The sequence below is a fragment of the Paenibacillus sp. FSL R5-0527 genome (assembly GCF_038008055.1).
Lineage (GTDB): Bacteria > Bacillota > Bacilli > Paenibacillales > Paenibacillaceae > Fontibacillus > Fontibacillus macerans.
Genome location: NZ_JBBOYI010000001.1, coordinates 2,178,342 through 2,194,709 on the forward strand (window position 1 = coordinate 2,178,342; position 16,368 = coordinate 2,194,709).

The following is a 16,368-nucleotide window of genomic DNA, read 5'->3' on the forward strand; positions in this document are numbered from 1 at the left end:
GAGAGAATACGGTTAGACCATTCATTCAAAAAAGGGGATGACATAACGTTGATACGATTCGGCACCATTGGCACGAACTGGATCACGGAGCGCTTTATCCAGGCGGCTTTGGAAACGGAGCAGTTTGTTTTGACGGCGGTTTACTCCCGCACGGAGGAGAAAGGCAAGGAGTTTGCCGCCAAATTCGGCGACCCCAAGGTGTTTACCGAGGTCAAGGTGCTGGCTGAAAGCGCTGACGTAGACGCCGTTTACATCGCCAGTCCGAATTCTTTGCATGCCGAGCAGGCGATTTTGCTGATGGATCACGGAAAACATGTGCTGTGCGAAAAGCCGATGGCTTCCAACGCCGCCGAAGTCCGGCGGATGATCGAGGCGGCGCGCCGCAACGGTGTCCTGCTTATGGAGGCGCTGAAGTCGACGCTGATGCCGAACTTTCGGGCGGTTCAGGACAATCTGTACAAAATCGGCCGGGTGCGGAGATATTTTTCCAGCTACTGTCAGTATTCTTCGCGGTATGACGCTTTTAAGGAAGGAAAAGTGCTGAACGCTTTTAATCCCGCGTTCTCCAACGGCTCTTTAATGGACCTTGGCGTCTACTGCATTTATCCGATGGTGACGCTGTTCGGCAAGCCGGAATCCGTTCAGGCGTCCGCGGTGATGCTGCCGTCCGGGGTGGACGGCGAAGGCAGCCTTATTGCGCGGTACCCGGATATGGACGGCGTGATCATGTACTCCAAAATCACGGACTCGTATGTGCCGACGGAAATCCAGGGGGAAAACGGGACGATGGTGATCGACAAGATCAACCAGCCTTACGATGTAAAAATATTGTACCGCGACGGGACGACCGAAGAACTGTCGCGCTCCCAGCCCCAGGAATCGATGTACTACGAGGCGCTGGAGTTCATTGAGCTGCTCCAAAGCGGCCGGCGGGAAAGCGAGATCAATACGCACGCCCGCTCCCTGGCCGTCGCCGAATTGATGGAGGAAGCGCGGCGCCAGTTTGGGCTGCGGTACGCGGCCGATCAGGATTAGCCGGTCAACCTGAGATTTGTGGCTGTTTTGGTAGGCCCGGGCATACGCTCCGGGCCTTTTTGGCGCTCGCTGGAGACTAATTAAGAAGTGTGCTGTATGGTGAGCGGTAAGTTTGGCGGGTGGTCAGTCAATAAGGCTGGGGGATGGCAAGTTGCAAGCTAATATTAGTTTGGCGGCAGGTTTGGGTGGTGCGATGGATGGTTCTATTGGAAATATCCAATAGAATGGAAAATGAGTGGAATATGGTTTGGTTAGATTGGATTTTTCCAATAGATTGGGTTCGGCAGAAGGCAAAATGGGCTGTTTGCGAGAAATCTATTGGATATTTCCAATGAGAGCCCCCAGTTGCGGCCGACTTTCGTCAATCTATTGGATTTATCCAATTAGAGGCGAGGGAACCAGTCACAAGGGAGCCTATTTGCACACTTGCATGTTTACGTACTCGTACTCACTAACAAGACAAGTTCATTTTTTTGATTGCAACCGCTTTCAATCATGAGTTAGGATAATCGGTGAGGTGAACGCAGATGATCAAGGACAAAACATGGCTGGCCGGCATTACCGTGTGCATCGTCATTTTGGTTTATTTGTTTATCGGCTTTGCCCGTTATTCCGGGAAAATCGGCAGCATCGTTCAGGAGCTGCAGGGCAATCCCGCAAGCGGCGAGCGCCGTTACCATATCGTACTGATTGAGCAGGAACGGTATCACCCATACTGGGAGATGGTCGAAAAAGGCGCGGCCCAGGCGGCGGAAAAATACGGCATGGACATCGAATTTACCGGTGCGGTGCGCAATAACATGGAGGAGCAGTTGAACCTGCTGGAAAAAGCGATCGCCGCCCGCGCCGACGCGATTATCGTGCAGGGGCTGAACGAGGAGAAGTTCACGCCGGTCATCGACAAGGCGGTGCAGCGCGGCATCCCGGTCGTGACGATCGACACCGACGCGCCGGACAGCCGGCGGCTGGCCTATGTCGGGACCGACAATCTGGCCGCGGGGGAGCGGCTGGGCCGCCTGGTGGTGCAAACGACCGGCGGCTCGGGCAAGCTCGGCGTGATCATCGGCAGCGATCAGGCCGCCAGCCAGCTGCAGCGGCTGGACGGGCTGAAGCGGGTCGTGGCCGAGCATCCCGGACTCGACATCGTTGCCGTGCGCAGCTCCAACATCTCGCATATGGAGGCGATCCAGCAAGCCGCGGAAATGCTGCGGCAGCATCCCGAGATCGAGGTCATGGTCGGCACCAGCGCGACCGATGCCCTCGGCGTGCTGCAGGCGGCAAAAAGCCTGCAGCGCGAGCGTCTGATGATTATCGGGTTCGATAATCAGAAGGAAACGCTGGCGGCGATCCGCAAGGGCGAGATCGCCGCGACGGTCGCGCAGCAGCCTTACCTGATGGGGGAGACGGCGGTCCGGCTGCTGTACGAGCATTTTCAGGGCAAGCCGCTTCAGCCGGAATACTACACGGAGGTTAAAGTGCTGGACCGGCGCAACGTGCGGGAGGGGGAAAGCTTATGAGCATCCGCCGCAAGCTGTTTCTGTTCATTCCGCTGCTGGTGCTGCTGATGAGTTCGGTGTCTTTTTTTCTGTTCGAAAGCGGCAAAAACGTGCAGGAGAGCTACCACCTGATGATGAAGCGCATTTTGCTGTATAAGGAAGTTTCCTACGAGGTCGGCGAGATCATGCGGGCGATGAACCGGTTCATCATGCAGGTGGATACGGAAAGTCTGCCCGAGGTCGAACGCCACCTGAACGCGGTCAGAACCTTAAGGGCCGACTTGGACGGGCTGGAAACGATCGGCGGGAGCGCTTTGCCGCTTGTCAATTACCGCAATATCGTCGATACGTTCTTGGAGCAGGCCGAGGACATGATCGACCAGATCGGCGGCGAAGATTCAGGCACAATGGCGGGAAAATACATTGAAGCGGAGCAAACGCAGCGCTTCATTCGCGAGGAAGCCCAGGAACTCGTCGATCTTGAGCTGGAGCAGTACAAGCCGATTTATGAGGACATGATGTACGCTACGGACAAGCTGAACAGGCTCGGCATTATGCTCGTGGTGACGGCAGCGGCGTTCAGCATTTTGCTGGCGCTTTGGCTGTCGAGCAGCATCACCGGGCCGATTCGCCGGCTCGTCGCCACGGCCAAGCAGATTTCCAAAGGGCGGATGGACACGAAAGCTCCCGAAAGCGAACGCAACGACGAGATCAGCATTTTATGCCGGGCGTTTAACGGGATGATCGACAACATTCAGCGCCTGATGGCCGAAAACATCAACAATCTGGAAAAAGACCGGCTGGTCAAGGAGCTGGAGCTGAAGACGCTGCAGAGCCAAATCAATCCGCATTTTTTGTTCAACACGCTGAATTCCATCTCCAAGCTGGCCTACATCGAAGGGGCGCCGAAAACGAGCGATCTGGCCGTCTCTGTGTCCAGGCTGCTCCGGTACAATTTGCAAAAGCTGGACCAGGCGGTCCCGCTGCGCGAAGAGGTGGAGCATGTCGGCGAATATATGAACATTCAGAAGGCGCGGTTCCGCGACCGCATCAAATTCGAGCTGGACGTGGACGAACGGGCGCTGGACGGCATCGTTCCCTGCCTCACCCTGCAGCCGATTTTGGAGAACGCCTTTGTGCACGGCATCGAGCAGATGGAGGAGGGGGCGCTTTTGCAGCTGGCGATCCGCCTTAGCGAGGAGGGGAAGGTGGAGATCGAAATCCGCGACAACGGCGCCGGCATGAGCCGCGAAACGGTGCAGCGGCTGCTGCGGTCGGTGCGCGAGGAAGCGCCGCGTTTTGGCGGGAAAGGGCAGTCGACCGGGCTGGGCACGCATAACGTGTTCAAAAGACTGCATCTGTTTTTCGACGGCCGCCAGCAGATCGACATCGACAGCAAGGAAGGGGCCGGTACGACCGTCAAATTCACGCTGCCGTACCGTACGGCGGCCGTGGCGTCGTAGAGGAATACTTCACACGGCTGCACTTTAACTTTATATAAAAATAAGAATGGAGGATTTTCGATCATGTATACCTTGCTGATTGCCGATGACGAAGCGCTGGAACGGGAAGGCCTGGAGCTGATGATCGGCCATATGCTGCCGGATACGTTCCGCTTTCTCCATGCGGAGAACGGGCGGCGGGCCATTCAGCTGGCGGAGGAGGCACGGCCTGATTTTATTTTTATGGATATTAAAATGCCGGGGATTCCGGGACTGGAGGCCGTGCGCGAAATTTTGGCGCGGCAGCCGGGAACGCCGGTCGTGATCATCACGGCGCACGATTATTTCGCCTATGCCAAGGAGGGGCTGGCGCTCGGGGTGCGCGAGTATTTGCTGAAGCCGGCCCGGCGGGAGGAAGTGCTGGACGTGCTGAAAAGCCTGATCGCCGAGGCCAAGGAAGCCAGGCGCGCCCGCGATGAGCGGCTGGCGATGCAGGAGAAGCTGGCGCAGCTATTGCCGCTCGCCGAAAACGAGCTGTCGCTGATGCTGATGCTGGAATGCGCGCAGGAGCCGGAACTGGCGCAGCTGGCGGAGCTGCTTCATCTGGACTGGCATAAGGGGTACGCGATGGTGTTGTCTTTTTCGCGGCATTCTCCGAAAGAGTGGGGCAATTTCCAACTGGTCAAAAAAGAGCTCTACGAGGCCGTCAAGCAATGGACGAAACCCGGCTTGTCCTGTCTGGTCAGCCCGGTGGTCGGGCATCAGTTGGCGCTGTTTATCCCGTTTCCGCCCGGGCGGCCGGGATATTCGCAGCGGGTGGCCGCGCTGGAATGGGGCGAGCGGCTGCGCAGCCAGGTCGAGGAGCGGTTCGGGCTGCCGCTGGCGGTCGGGATCGGTCCGGTCCGCGAGGGCTGGGATGGGCTTGGCCGTTCCTACCGGGAGGCGGTCCGCGTCTGCGCGGACGATCAGGAGCAGGACGTCGCCAGCGTCCGCCATTACGACGACATCGCCGAAAGCTCGGGCCGGCCCGCGCTCCCGCCGGACGAGGAAAAGCGGCTGCTCGACGCGCTGCTAAGACACGACCGGCAGGAGGCGGCGCAGCGGTTCGGCCGGCTGTTCGAGCGGCTTGCGCAAAGCGAGCCCCGGCATTTCCCGCGCCTGCGCGGCGACGTGATCGGCCTATTGCTGTATTTGGGCCGAAGCGCGCAGACGGGGGACGGCGGCGAGCTGATTTCCTTCTTGAGCGGCTTTGACGATCCGGACTCGTTGCGCGAAGCGGCCCAGCGGCGGCTGGCCGCCTGGATCGACGGGCTGCGGGAAGCTAAGGAGCGCGGCCGCTCCCATGTGCTGCAGCGCGCGCTTTTGTACATCGGCCAAAGGTACAAGGAGGAACTCTCCATGGAACAGACGGCCGAGCACATCAATCTTAGCCCTTATTATTTCAGCAAATTATTCAAGCTGCAGACGGGCGAAAACTTCAGCGACTACGTCACCCGGCTGCGCATCGAGGAGGCCAAGCGGCTGATCGCGGAGGGGCGCCTGAGCCTCAAGGAAATTTGTTACGAGGTAGGCTACAAGGATCCGAACTATTTCAGCCGGGTGTTCAAAAAGGCGGCCGGCATGACGCCGACGGAATACCGCCAGCAAAGGGAATAAACAGGAGGCGGGGCATGGTCGCCACGGCGCGCCGCTTGTGGCGTAGCGCTGTGGCGTGGCTCCGTGGCGTAACGCCGCGGAAGCATCGCCGTGGCCACCACTGTGGCGCACCGCTTGTGGCGTAGCGCCGTGGCGTGACGCGGTGGAGCACGCCGTGGAGCACCGCGGTGGCCACCACTGTAGCGCACCGCCGAGGCACACGCCGTGGAGCACCGCTGGTGACCACCGCAGCGGCGCACCACTGTGGCGCGGGCATGCCCGAATGGAATGCGGCATACTGCAATAGCCCAGGTTCCCATCAATTTGAGAAGATAATTGTAAAAAGTACACTTAAATAGGCGGAATATAAGCTGCTTACCAGAAATAGTTGCAAAAGCTGCAGTTATTGAGGCGAAAATCAGAGGTTGATGCGGGCAGCAATTGTTTTGTTGTAAGTTTTGCAATTAAAATGAAACCGGCGACCATTACCCAGCGGTTACGTGTATAAAATGCAACTATTTCCGAAACAGAAAGGACCATCCTCTAGTTCTTGTCCTCCGGCAAGGACTTTTTTGCTGTCCGGTCGACAAAAATGTGCTGTGAAAGCGCAGGCGATGAATTTCATTTCATCCGGCAGCAACCAAATGCTGATCGCAGGCAAAACAGTGCTGTCATTACCGGACCCGCGGCGGATCAACCGGTGCTAAGATTTGTGTGTAAGCGCAATCATAATCCAAATAACGAGAAGGGGCGAAGTAAATATGAAAAAATTCAGTCAACGTTTCCGGTTTGGCTTGGCAACCGTGTTGCTGGCATCTTCCCTAGCGGGGTGCGGCATCGTTTCGGACGGCGGCGCAGGCGCAGGCAGCGGTTCCGGCAATGCGCCGAATAACTCGGGCGGTGCGGCGAATGGAGGCGCTGGTGACGACGGGAAAATCGTGATCGGCATGTCGATGGACACGCTGAAAGAAGAGCGCTGGCAAAAGGACCGGGATATTTTTACGGAGAAAGTCCAGGAGCTTGGCGGCGAAGTGAAGGTGCTGGCCGCCAACGGCGACGACGCCACGCAGCTTAGCCAGGCGGAGCAGCTCATTTCCCAAGGGGTCGACGTACTCGTCGTCATCGCCCACAACGCGGAAGCGACCGCGCCGATCGTGGATAAGGCCCATAAGGAAGGCATCAAGGTGATCGCTTACGACCGGATGATCAACAATGCTGAAGTCGACTACTACATCTCATTCGACAACGTCCGTGTCGGTGAGCTGCAAGCCCAGGCCGTCACCGCTGCGGCGCAGAAAGGGAACATCGTGTATATCGGCGGGGCGGACACCGACAACAACGCCCACATGTTCAAGGAGGGCGCGATGAACGTGCTTAAGCCGTTGGAGGAAAAAGGCGACATCAAAATCGTCTACGACCAGTTCTCTAAGGACTGGAAGCCGGAGGAAGCGCTGAAAAACATGGAGAACGCGCTGACCGCAAACAAAAATGACGTTCAGGGTGTGGTCGCCGCCAACGACGCCACCGCCGGCGGGGCGATCCAGGCGTTGACCGCGCAGGGCATGGCCGGCAAAGTTCCGGTTTCCGGGCAGGACGCCGACTTGGCCGCCGTGCAGCGGATCGCCGAGGGCACACAGCTGATGACGGTCTACAAGCCGATCAAATCGATCGCCACCAAAGCCGCGGAAATGGCCGTATCGGCCGCCAAGGGCGAGAACATCGGCACGGACAAAACGGTGAACAACGGAAAAATCGACGTTCCGTCGGTGCTGCTGGACCCGATCCCGGTCGACAAAAGCAGCCTGAACACGGTCATTGAGGACGGGTTCCACAAGCTGGAGGACGTGTACAAAAACGTGCCGAAGGATCAATGGCCGCAGCAGTAAAAAACGGTGTGAACCCGCCTTTGGTATTGGCTAAAAAAGGAGTGCAAACGCCTATGCGCGTGTTGGAAATGGTGAACATTAGCAAAGAGTTTCCGGGCGTCAAAGCCCTCGACCGCGTCAATTTGCAGGTGCGAAAGGGTGAAATCCACGCCTTGTGCGGCGAAAACGGGGCCGGCAAGTCGACGCTGATGAAGGTGCTTAGCGGGCTGTATCCCGCGGGCACCTACAGCGGCGACATCATTATCGACGGCGAGAAAAGACAGTTCCATAACATCACCGACGCGGAAAAGGCCGGCATCGCCATCATTCACCAGGAGCTGGCGCTCGTGAAGGAAATGACGGTGGGAGAAAATATTTTTTTGGGGACGGAACCGACTAAACGCGGCGTCATTCAGTGGGATGAGCTGTATCACAACGCGTCCATCTGGCTGGACCGGGTCGGGCTGCGCATTTCCCCGGAAACGAAAATCGCCAGCCTCGGCATCGGTCAGCAGCAGCTGGTGGAAATCGCCAAAGCCCTGTCCAAGCATACGCGGATTTTGATTTTGGATGAGCCAACGGCGGCTTTAACCGAAAGCGAAGTGGCGATTTTGATGGGGATTTTGCATCAGCTGCGCCGGGAAGGCGTATCCTGCGTCTACATTTCGCACAAAATGCCGGAAGTGTTCGCTTTGGCCGACTCGATTACGGTGCTGCGCGACGGGCGTACGGTGGCGACGCTGGACCGCAAGGAGACGAACGACGACCAGGTCGTGTCGCTTATGGTGGGCCGGGAACTGACCGAGCGGTATCCCCGGGTGGAGCGCACCCCGCAGGAGACCGTGCTGGAGGTGAGGGACTACAACGTGTGGCATCCGGAAAAACGCCATCAAAAGGTGATCAAGGACGTCCATTTTACGCTGCGCAAAGGTGAAATCCTCGGCATCGCCGGGCTAATGGGCGCCGGCCGCACCGAGCTCGTCAGCAGCCTGTTTGGCGCGTACGGGGGCCGCTCGTCCGGAGAGGTGCGGATCGAAGGGAAGCCGGTGCGGATCCGCTCTGTGGCGGACGCGATCAAAGCGGGCATCGCCCTGGTCAGCGAGGACCGCAAACGCCAGGGCCTGGTGCTGGGGATGGATGTGAAAACAAACACGACGATGGCGACGATGCGCAAAGTGTCCAGGTTCGGCGTCATTAACGACAACGAGGAAATGAAATGGGGACAGAAGTACGTGCAGGATCTGAAGACCAAGACGGCCTCGCTGGAGACGCCCGTCGGCACGCTGTCCGGCGGCAATCAGCAGAAGGTCGTCATCGGCAAATGGCTGATGTCCGATCCGAAAATCCTCATCATGGACGAACCGACCCGGGGGATCGACGTCGGGGCGAAATACGAGATTTATCATTTAATGAATCGGCTGGTCAGCCAAGGTGTGGCGATCATCATGATTTCCTCGGAGCTGCCGGAGGTGCTCGGGATGAGCGATCGGATTCTGGTTATGAGCGAAGGCCGGTTTGTCCGGGAATTCCATTGGCGCGAAGCGACCCAGGAAAATATCATGCAAGCCGCAACGGGAGGGAAATAGCATGGAGCTGCAAAAAAATGTTCAGCCGCAAACGGAAAGCGCTGACGCCAAATCGGCGTTATGGAGCGGCCTATTCGGAAAAATGGATGTACGGGCCTACACGATGGTCGGCGCCTTGATCCTGATCTGGGTGCTGTTTGGCCTGCTGGACCCGACGTTTTTGACGGCGCGGAACTTGTCCAACCTGTTTACGCAAATGTCCGTCACGTCCATTCTCGCGATCGGCATGGTGCTCGTGATCGTGGCCGGGCATATCGACCTTTCGGTCGGGTCGATCGTCGGGCTGACCGGCGGGATCGCGGCGATTTTCAGCAATTGGCTGGGCTTGCCGGCGATCGTCGTCATCCTCGCCACACTGGCGGCCGGGGCTGTGCTCGGCCTGGTGCAGGGCTGGCTTGTCGCCTACAAAATGGTCCCGGCGTTCATCGTCACGCTGGGCGGCATGATGGTGTTCCGCGGCGCACTGATGGGCATCACCGGCTCGATGACGATCCCGGTGTCGGACCCGGTGCTGGCCTTGCTTGGCAACGCGTATTTTGCCCCGGGCTTCGGCATCGTGCTCGGCGTGTTGGCGGTCGGCCTGCTTGTCTGGAGCACGCTGAACAGACGCCGCTCCCGGCAAAAATACGGCTTTGAAGTCGCATCGCTCGCCGCCGACGTCATCAAGGTGGCCGCGCTTTCGCTGCTGGTGGTTGTGTTCGTGCTGGTTATGAACGCTTATAAGGGCATCCCGTTCCCGATCATTTTCGTGATCGTGCTGGCCGCCGTTTTTTATTTCCTCTCGAAAAAAACGACCTTCGGCCGCCACATCTACGCCATCGGCGGCAACCTGGAAGCGGCCCGCCTCTCCGGGATCAACATCCGCCGCAAAACGATGCTGATCTTCCTGCTCAGCGGCCTGCTGTCGTCGATTGCCGCGATCGTGCTGACCTCCCGGCTCGCCTCGGCCACGATCACCGCCGGGAACATGGCGGAAATGGACGCGATCGCCGCCTGCGTCATCGGCGGCACCTCGCTCATGGGCGGCGCGGGCACGGTGCTGGGCGCGCTGATCGGCGCCCTGGTCATGACCTCGCTCGACAACGGCATGTCGCTGATGGGGCTGGAGTCGTTTTGGCAGTACGTCGTCAAAGGCTCGATCCTCGTCTTCGCCGTCTGGCTGGACATATCAAACCGCCGCAAAGGCGCAAACTAAGCTAAATTAAACCGTTGTATCAAGTTATTGCACCAAGTTGATTAGATCAAGTTATTACATCAGATTATTGCACCAAGTTGATTAGATCAAGTCATTACACCAGATTATTGCAAGAAGTTGTTGCATTAAGTCAGTATATCATGTTGTTGCGCCAAGTTGTTACTTCAACGCTGGACTAAGCAGTAAGCAGCTTCACTTAGACGTTGCCCCGAACCGCTGCACCAATCGGAAATCATATGAAAAATGGCACTTTCGGCCGCCGGGAATTCCCCTGTGCGCTAAAGTGCCGTTTTTATTGGAGACAGGTTTGCACGAAATGCAAAAGTGCATTTGATTTAGCGAAATTTCCGCCCATCGAGGCGGATCGCCTGCAAAAGTGCAGTTGCCGCGAGCTAATTGGGGCGAATTTTGATTTTACGGCGGAAATGAACTGCACTTATGCATTTGAACTGCCTGTTTCGGGGCCTTTCGACGAAATTCGCATGCACTTTTGCATTTGCCCCCGGAAAGGGCATCTACCCTTCTAGTAGGGTGCATCTAACGTCTAGTAAGGAGGCATCTACCATCTAATAAGGGATGCATTTGCCCGCTAGAAAGGGATGCCTTTGGGGATGCCTCTACCTGCTGGTGAGCGAGATCCATCCGCCCATGGCTATGTGGAACAAAGCTTCCGCATTAGCTAGCACGTCTGCGCCCCTATCGGCACGTCACGATCAGCGCGTTGCTGATTTTGCGGCCCGGCGTCGTCAAGTACTTGCCGTTGTAGTACAGCCCGCTCGAAGCGCCGCCGTCGAGGTTCATCGCTTGATAGGCGCCGGCCTGCTTCATGATTTCTGCGAGCTGCGGAATCGTTGCGCCACCGGTCGTCAGCAGGATCAGCTTGTGGTCGCGGGTCAGGCCAAGGGCGCTGCGGGCGCCGCCGCCGGTCAGGATTTTCGGGTCCTTGAAGCCCTCCGCCTTGACGTCAAGCGCTACTTTGCCGTCTGCGACCAGGCGTGGTCCGGCCTGCAAGGCGCCTTCCATCCGGCCTTCGTCATACCGCTCGCTGAACTCTTTGCCCGGAATGAGCTGCGCCAGCAGGTTTTGGTCATAGGTGAAAATCGTCCGCTTGTCGCCGGAAGCTGTCTTTTTCACTTCGCCGCCGCTGACGATATAGCCGTACGGTGCTTTATAGGCGCCTGACGTGTAGGCGTCAAAAAAAGTGCCGTTCACGGCGACGGCAGCCTTATGGCGTTTGGCGATGCTGCTTAAGTCTTCGACCTTGCCGACTTTATCGTCCGCCAGCACGACGTCCAGTTGGACCTTCGGGTCCATCAGCGAAATCGTAACCATTTGCACGCTAAACGTTTTGCCGCCGACCTTAAACGACTTGCGTTCGCTGACGATCGGCTTGCCGCCGCTGTCCGTCGCCCCCCGGCTGGCCAGCGGCAGGGTCAGCCGTTCCTCGCCTTGCCCCAGGCTGATTGATGACAAGTTTTTGTCCCGGTCCATCGGCAAATTCAACAACTCGCTTACAGGCTGCAGCGGGACGTAAGTGACCCCGGCTTCGGTAAAGGGCGCATCCGTTAACGAACGAGACTGTTGATTGACCGAAGCGTTCTTTTTCCCGACAAACATCGTAAACTGTACATCGCCTTTGGCGATATCGATTTTTTGCTCGGCGGCATTCCACTGAACGCTTGTCCCTTCAAACCCGCTTAAAATGCGGACCGGTACAAAAGCGCGGCCGGATTTGGCGTCGATCAGGACGACGTTTTTGGGAGCTGGCGCGGATGCGGCCGGGATCGCGGCGGGCACGAGGCAGATCATGGTGAGTAACAACAGCAGCAGTTTCTTTTTCATAAAATATGTACTCCTTCTTCCCTATGTCTGATAATGTCTCATTATGTAATATCGGCCGAAAGCCCCAAGAAAAAAAGACCGCCCGCTCCGGAAAGAGCGCGGTCCGTTCCATAGTGGCGGCCAATAGCGAGCGCCCGGTTCCGCCCAAAGCCGCCCCAAGAGCACCTCTGCTTCCGTCGAAGCCGCCCCAAGAGCGCGTCTGCTTCCGCCGAAGCCGCCCCAAGAGCACGTCTGCTTCCGCCAAGCCACCCCAAGTGTACGTCTGGTTCCGCCGAAGCTGCCCCAAGTGTACGTCTGGTTCCGCCGAAGCTGCCCCAAGAGCGCGTCTGCTTCCGCCGAAGCCGCTCCAAGAGCACGTCTGCTTCCGCCAAGCCACCCCAAGTGTACGTCTGGTTCCGCCGAAGCCGCCCCAAGAGCGCGTCTGCTTCCGCCGAAGCTGCCCCAAGTGTACGTCTGCTTCCGCCGAAGCCACCCCAAGACCACGTCTGGTTCCGCCGAAGTCGTCCCAAGCACGCAGCTGGTTCCGCCAAGCCGCCCAATTTGCCCGTTCGGCCTGCTTATCTTTGCGGCGGCAAGGCGGCGGCAGTTAATTGCGGATGTACATCTTGCGATAATACTCCTCCAGCATCCGGCCGGTCGCAAAGGATTGCCGGATCGTTTCGATGCTGCGCCGCATCATCCGCACCCACTGGGTCCGGTCGCCGTAATACGCCGGCAGCACGCGGTTCAGCAGCGCATCGTACAGCGCTTCGCCGTCATGGCGGTCCGCTTCCGCGGTATCGTCCGCCTCGTAGCCGTCCCCGAACTGCCAGCCGTTTTCGCCGTCGAGGCAGCCTTCGGGCCACCAACCGTCGAGGATCGAGCAGTTCAGCACGCCGTTGGCCGCGGCCTTCATCCCTGACGTACCGCTCGCTTCCAGCGGCCGGCGCGGGTTGTTGAGCCAGACGTCACAGCCGCGGGTAAGCATGGCGCCGATTGTCATATCGTAATTTTCCAGGAAAACGACGCTGCCCGGGTACTTCTGCGCCATGGCGACGAGACCCGCGACGATTTGCTTGCCGGCCTCGTCGTTCGGGTGAGCTTTGCCGGAAAAGGCGATTTGGATTTGGCCGGATTCGAGGTAAGGGGCGATCACTTCCGGTTTGGAGAAAATCAGCTCGCTGCGTTTGTAAAGCGCGGCCCGGCGGGATAAGCCGATCAGCAGCCGGTCAGGGTCCAAGGCGGCCCCGCTGCGCTCCCGGATGAACTCGAGCAATTCACGCTTCAGCTCCATATGAACCGCCCATAAATCGCCGTCTTCCTCGTAGGCGCGGGCGATGCGCGGATCGGCCCAGGTAGGAAGGTGAACCGCGTTGGTGATGCCGATGATCTCGGAGCGCCCGGCGACATCCCGCCACATGCGGTTGGCCGTTTCCGCGTGCAGCGCGGCCACGCCATTGGAAACGCGGGACAGGCGCAAACCGGCGACGGTCATGTTAAACGGATTGCCGCCGATGCGCTCCATCTGCTCGCGGCTTAATCCGTTAAATGCGGACATCGCCTCAAGCAAGTCCAGCGGATGAGCTTCGTTGCCTTCCTTAACCGGCGTATGGGTGGTGAACACCACTTCCTCGCGGGCCTGCCGCCAGGCGGCTTCAAAAGTAAGCCCGGACTGCATCTTTTCGCGGATTAATTCGGTGGCCGCCAGGACGGCGTGACCTTCGTTAAAATGATAAACGTCCACCGGGATTTGCAGCGCGCGCAGCGCTTTGACGCCGCCGATGCCGAGCACGATCTCCTGGGCGATCCGCTCCTCGCCGAAGCCTCCCCCGTATAACCGCTCCGTAATCCACGCATTGCCGCTCTCCGGCAGATCCGTGTCCAGCAAATAAAGCGGCGCGTTGCCGAACTTTTCCGTTTTCCATACCTTGCAGCGAACGTCCGCCGAGCGGACTTTGACGGTGACCGTCACCCCGGTATCTTCGAGAAAATCATAGTCTCTGTTTTCAAACGTATCGTAAGGCTTGCCGTCAGGGCCGATCCGCTGATCGGTGTAGCCCTGTTTCCACTTGATGCCGACCGCGACGATCGGCGCGCCGTAATCTTTGGCGCCTTTGATATAGTCACCGGCCAAAATGCCCAGGCCGCCGGCATACATTTTAAAATCGGAATGAAGCCCGTACTCCATGCAAAAATAAGCAACGGCGGGCAGTTTCTGTTCGTTCATGGGATACCTCCTTTGATGGGAAAGCGACTCCGGAGATGACAAGATATCGTATGCAAAATGTGGCGAAAAATTGAGGGAATCGGGATTTACTCCATTTTGGCCTTGACGCGATTTATGAAAGCGGTTATATTGGATTTGTAGACAATACGTTATATAACGTTATATAAAAAGGAGAGAACAATATGAACGTATCGAAAGTCATCAGCACGATCAGCGAAAAGACGGAAAACGGCATTACGGAAGTTTACCTCGTCGCTTGCGGCGGCTCTCTCGTCGATATGTATCCGGCGAAATATTTTTTGGAAAGCGAAGCCCAAAAAGTCGTAACCGGCCTGTACACAGCCAATGAGTTCGTCCACGCGCTGCCGAAGCGCCTGAACAAAGACTCCGTCGTCATCGTCTGCTCGCACGGCGGCAACACGCCGGAATCGGTGGCGGCGGCCAAGACGGCCAAGGAACACGGCGCTCATACGATCGGCCTGACGCACAACAAGGAAGCCGCGCTGCTGAAGCATTCCGACCACACCTTCCTGTATGAGTGGGGGGAAGACAGCGACGTCAAAAACAACCCGATGGCAATTATTCTCGAACTCGTGGTGGAGATTTTGAACACAGTGGAAGGGTACGCGCATTACGATGCTTTCCAAAGCGGGATGCAGAAGATCAACGGCATCATCGTCGCCGGGAAAAGGCAGGTGGCTCCCCGGGCCAAAACGTTTGCGGACAAATACCGCGCGGAGGATCTGTTCTACATTTTGTCCAGCGGCGCTTCCTACGGGCATGCTTACGGCTTCGCCATCTGCTCCCTGATGGAAATGCAGTGGCTGAACGCGGCGCCGATCCATTCGGGCGAATATTTCCACGGCCCGTTTGAAGTGACGGATAAAGAAACGCCGTTTATCCTAATGATGAATGAAGGACGCACCCGCGCCCTGGATGAACGCGCCTTGACTTTCCTTAAGCAGTACGCGGAAAAAGTGGAGGTCGTGGACGCCAAGGAACTCGGGATCGGCACGATCGCCGATGAAGTGGTGGAGTTTTTTAACCCGATTCTGTTCTACAGCATCCTTTGCGTGTACCGCGAGGCGTTGGCGGACGTACGCAATCATCCGTTGGAAACCCGCCGTTACATGGGGAAAGTGGCCTACTGATTTAATACTGATTTAGAATCTTTCAAGGGGAACAGGCAAACGGATTTTTGGGAGAAACCGATCGAAAGCAGGTGACAACATGAAAGTTTTAGGAATAGGCGATAATGTGGTGGACAAATACGTCCATCTAAAAACGATGTACCCGGGCGGCAATGCGCTGAACTTCAGCGTATTCGCCAAGAAGCTCGGCGCGGAAGCCGCTTTTGTGGGCGTGTTCGGAGACGACCGCGAGGCGCGGCATGTCGAGAACACGGTGCGGGAGCTTGGCATCGATATTTCACGGTGCCGCCACTGCAGCGGGGAAAACGGCTGCGCCCGGGTGACGCTGGAAAACGGCGACAGGGTGTTCCTGGGGAGTAACGAAGGCGGGGTAACGCGGCTGAATCCGCTTAAGCTCGACGAGGAGGACAAGGAGTATATCCGCTCCTTCGCGGTCATGCATACCGGACTCTACAGCCATACCGGGCATTTGCTGCCCGAGCTTAAACTGCTTGGCGTTCCGATCTCGTTCGACTTCTCCGACGATTTTGAGAACGAGCAGGTGGAGCGGTTCATTCCGTACGCGGATTTTGCCTTTTTCTCCTGCAGTCATATGTCGGAGGAAGCGACTATGGAATATGTCCGTTCCAAATGGCAAGGCGGAAACCAGCTGATTGCGGCCACCCGCGGCAGCGACAGATCGATGGTCTATGACGGGAGCAACTTCCATTTCCATGCGCCGGACATCGTCGAGGCGGTGGATACGATGGGAGCGGGGGATTCCTATATTGCCGCGTTTCTGCTGAGCTATCTTCAGGACCGGAATATCCCCAAAGCCATGGAGGAAGGCTCGCGGTTTGCGGCGGCCAGCTGCCTGGTGGAAGGATCGTTTGGCTTCGGCGTTCCGTACGAATGAAATTAGCGCAGAAAATTAAC

At 57.7% G+C, this 16,368-nt stretch carries 12 protein-coding genes; 9 read left to right on the top strand and 3 right to left on the bottom strand.

Going from position 1 to position 16,368, the window contains the following annotated elements; translation table 11 throughout:
• The first annotated feature begins 51 nt into the window (after positions 1–51).
• From NYE69_RS09580 to NYE69_RS09610, 7 genes are all read left to right on the top strand, one after another.
• Positions 52–1,035, top strand: coding sequence for a Gfo/Idh/MocA family protein (locus NYE69_RS09580; protein ID WP_340930339.1), 984 nt, complete (start codon positions 52–54; stop codon positions 1,033–1,035).
• A 527-nt stretch (positions 1,036–1,562) separates the two neighbouring features.
• Positions 1,563–2,552 carry a sugar-binding protein gene (locus NYE69_RS09585; protein ID WP_326045301.1) on the top strand — a complete coding sequence of 330 codons (990 nt, stop codon included), beginning with the start codon at positions 1,563–1,565 and terminating at the stop codon, positions 2,550–2,552.
• Entirely contained in the window at positions 2,549–3,994 is a 1,446-nt protein-coding gene (locus NYE69_RS09590) for a sensor histidine kinase (protein WP_340925962.1), read from the top strand. Before NYE69_RS09585 ends, NYE69_RS09590 begins: the two co-directional genes overlap by 4 nt.
• A 63-nt stretch (positions 3,995–4,057) precedes the next feature.
• Complete coding sequence (locus NYE69_RS09595; protein WP_340925963.1) at positions 4,058–5,629, top strand: helix-turn-helix domain-containing protein; 1,572 nt, start codon at positions 4,058–4,060, stop codon at positions 5,627–5,629.
• A gap of 740 nt (positions 5,630–6,369) precedes the next feature.
• A complete protein-coding gene (xylF, locus tag NYE69_RS09600; RefSeq protein ID WP_340925965.1) occupies positions 6,370–7,494 on the top strand; it encodes a D-xylose ABC transporter substrate-binding protein in 1,125 nt (374 codons plus the stop codon).
• Between the two features lie 53 nt (positions 7,495–7,547).
• On the top strand, positions 7,548–9,059 hold the full coding sequence (locus tag NYE69_RS09605) for a xylose ABC transporter ATP-binding protein (protein WP_340925966.1): 1,512 nt from the start codon (positions 7,548–7,550) through the stop codon (positions 9,057–9,059).
• A gap of 1 nt (position 9,060) precedes the next feature.
• Positions 9,061–10,254, top strand: coding sequence for a sugar ABC transporter permease (locus NYE69_RS09610; RefSeq protein ID WP_278739443.1), 1,194 nt, complete (start codon positions 9,061–9,063; stop codon positions 10,252–10,254).
• Positions 10,255–10,950: 696 nt separating this feature from the next.
• Here NYE69_RS09610 and NYE69_RS09615 read toward each other — a convergent pair.
• The 3 genes from NYE69_RS09615 to glgP all read right to left on the bottom strand — a co-directional run bounded on the left by NYE69_RS09615 (position 10,951) and on the right by glgP (position 14,302).
• A complete protein-coding gene (locus NYE69_RS09615) occupies positions 10,951–12,096 on the bottom strand; it encodes a phosphodiester glycosidase family protein (protein ID WP_340925967.1) in 1,146 nt (381 codons plus the stop codon).
• Positions 12,097–12,117: 21 nt separating this feature from the next.
• On the bottom strand, positions 12,118–12,579 hold the full coding sequence (locus NYE69_RS09620) for a hypothetical protein (RefSeq protein WP_340925968.1): 462 nt from the start codon (positions 12,577–12,579) through the stop codon (positions 12,118–12,120).
• A gap of 103 nt (positions 12,580–12,682) precedes the next feature.
• Positions 12,683–14,302 carry an alpha-glucan family phosphorylase gene (glgP, locus tag NYE69_RS09625; RefSeq protein WP_340925969.1) on the bottom strand — a complete coding sequence of 540 codons (1,620 nt, stop codon included), beginning with the start codon at positions 14,300–14,302 and terminating at the stop codon, positions 12,683–12,685.
• Positions 14,303–14,484: 182 nt separating this feature from the next.
• Here glgP and NYE69_RS09630 point away from each other — a divergent pair, with 182 nt between their 5' ends.
• Positions 14,485–15,453, top strand: coding sequence for an SIS domain-containing protein (locus tag NYE69_RS09630; protein WP_340925970.1), 969 nt, complete (start codon positions 14,485–14,487; stop codon positions 15,451–15,453).
• A 79-nt stretch (positions 15,454–15,532) separates the two neighbouring features.
• Positions 15,533–16,348, top strand: a complete 816-nt coding sequence (locus NYE69_RS09635) for a fructoselysine 6-kinase (protein WP_340925971.1) — start codon at positions 15,533–15,535, stop codon at positions 16,346–16,348.
• Positions 16,349–16,368: the final 20 nt, after the last annotated feature.

Coding starts and splice junctions, on each gene's coding strand:
- NYE69_RS09585 (WP_326045301.1), top strand. CDS start 1,563: ATGATCAAGGACAAAACATGGCTGGCCGGCATTACCGTGTGCATCGTC.
- NYE69_RS09590 (WP_340925962.1), top strand. CDS start 2,549: ATGAGCATCCGCCGCAAGCTGTTTCTGTTCATTCCGCTGCTGGTGCTG.
- NYE69_RS09595 (WP_340925963.1), top strand. CDS start 4,058: ATGTATACCTTGCTGATTGCCGATGACGAAGCGCTGGAACGGGAAGGC.
- xylF (WP_340925965.1), top strand. CDS start 6,370: ATGAAAAAATTCAGTCAACGTTTCCGGTTTGGCTTGGCAACCGTGTTG.
- NYE69_RS09605 (WP_340925966.1), top strand. CDS start 7,548: ATGCGCGTGTTGGAAATGGTGAACATTAGCAAAGAGTTTCCGGGCGTC.
- NYE69_RS09610 (WP_278739443.1), top strand. CDS start 9,061: ATGGAGCTGCAAAAAAATGTTCAGCCGCAAACGGAAAGCGCTGACGCC.
- NYE69_RS09615 (WP_340925967.1), bottom strand. CDS start 12,096: ATGAAAAAGAAACTGCTGCTGTTGTTACTCACCATGATCTGCCTCGTG.
- glgP (WP_340925969.1), bottom strand. CDS start 14,302: ATGAACGAACAGAAACTGCCCGCCGTTGCTTATTTTTGCATGGAGTAC.
- NYE69_RS09630 (WP_340925970.1), top strand. CDS start 14,485: ATGAACGTATCGAAAGTCATCAGCACGATCAGCGAAAAGACGGAAAAC.
- NYE69_RS09635 (WP_340925971.1), top strand. CDS start 15,533: ATGAAAGTTTTAGGAATAGGCGATAATGTGGTGGACAAATACGTCCAT.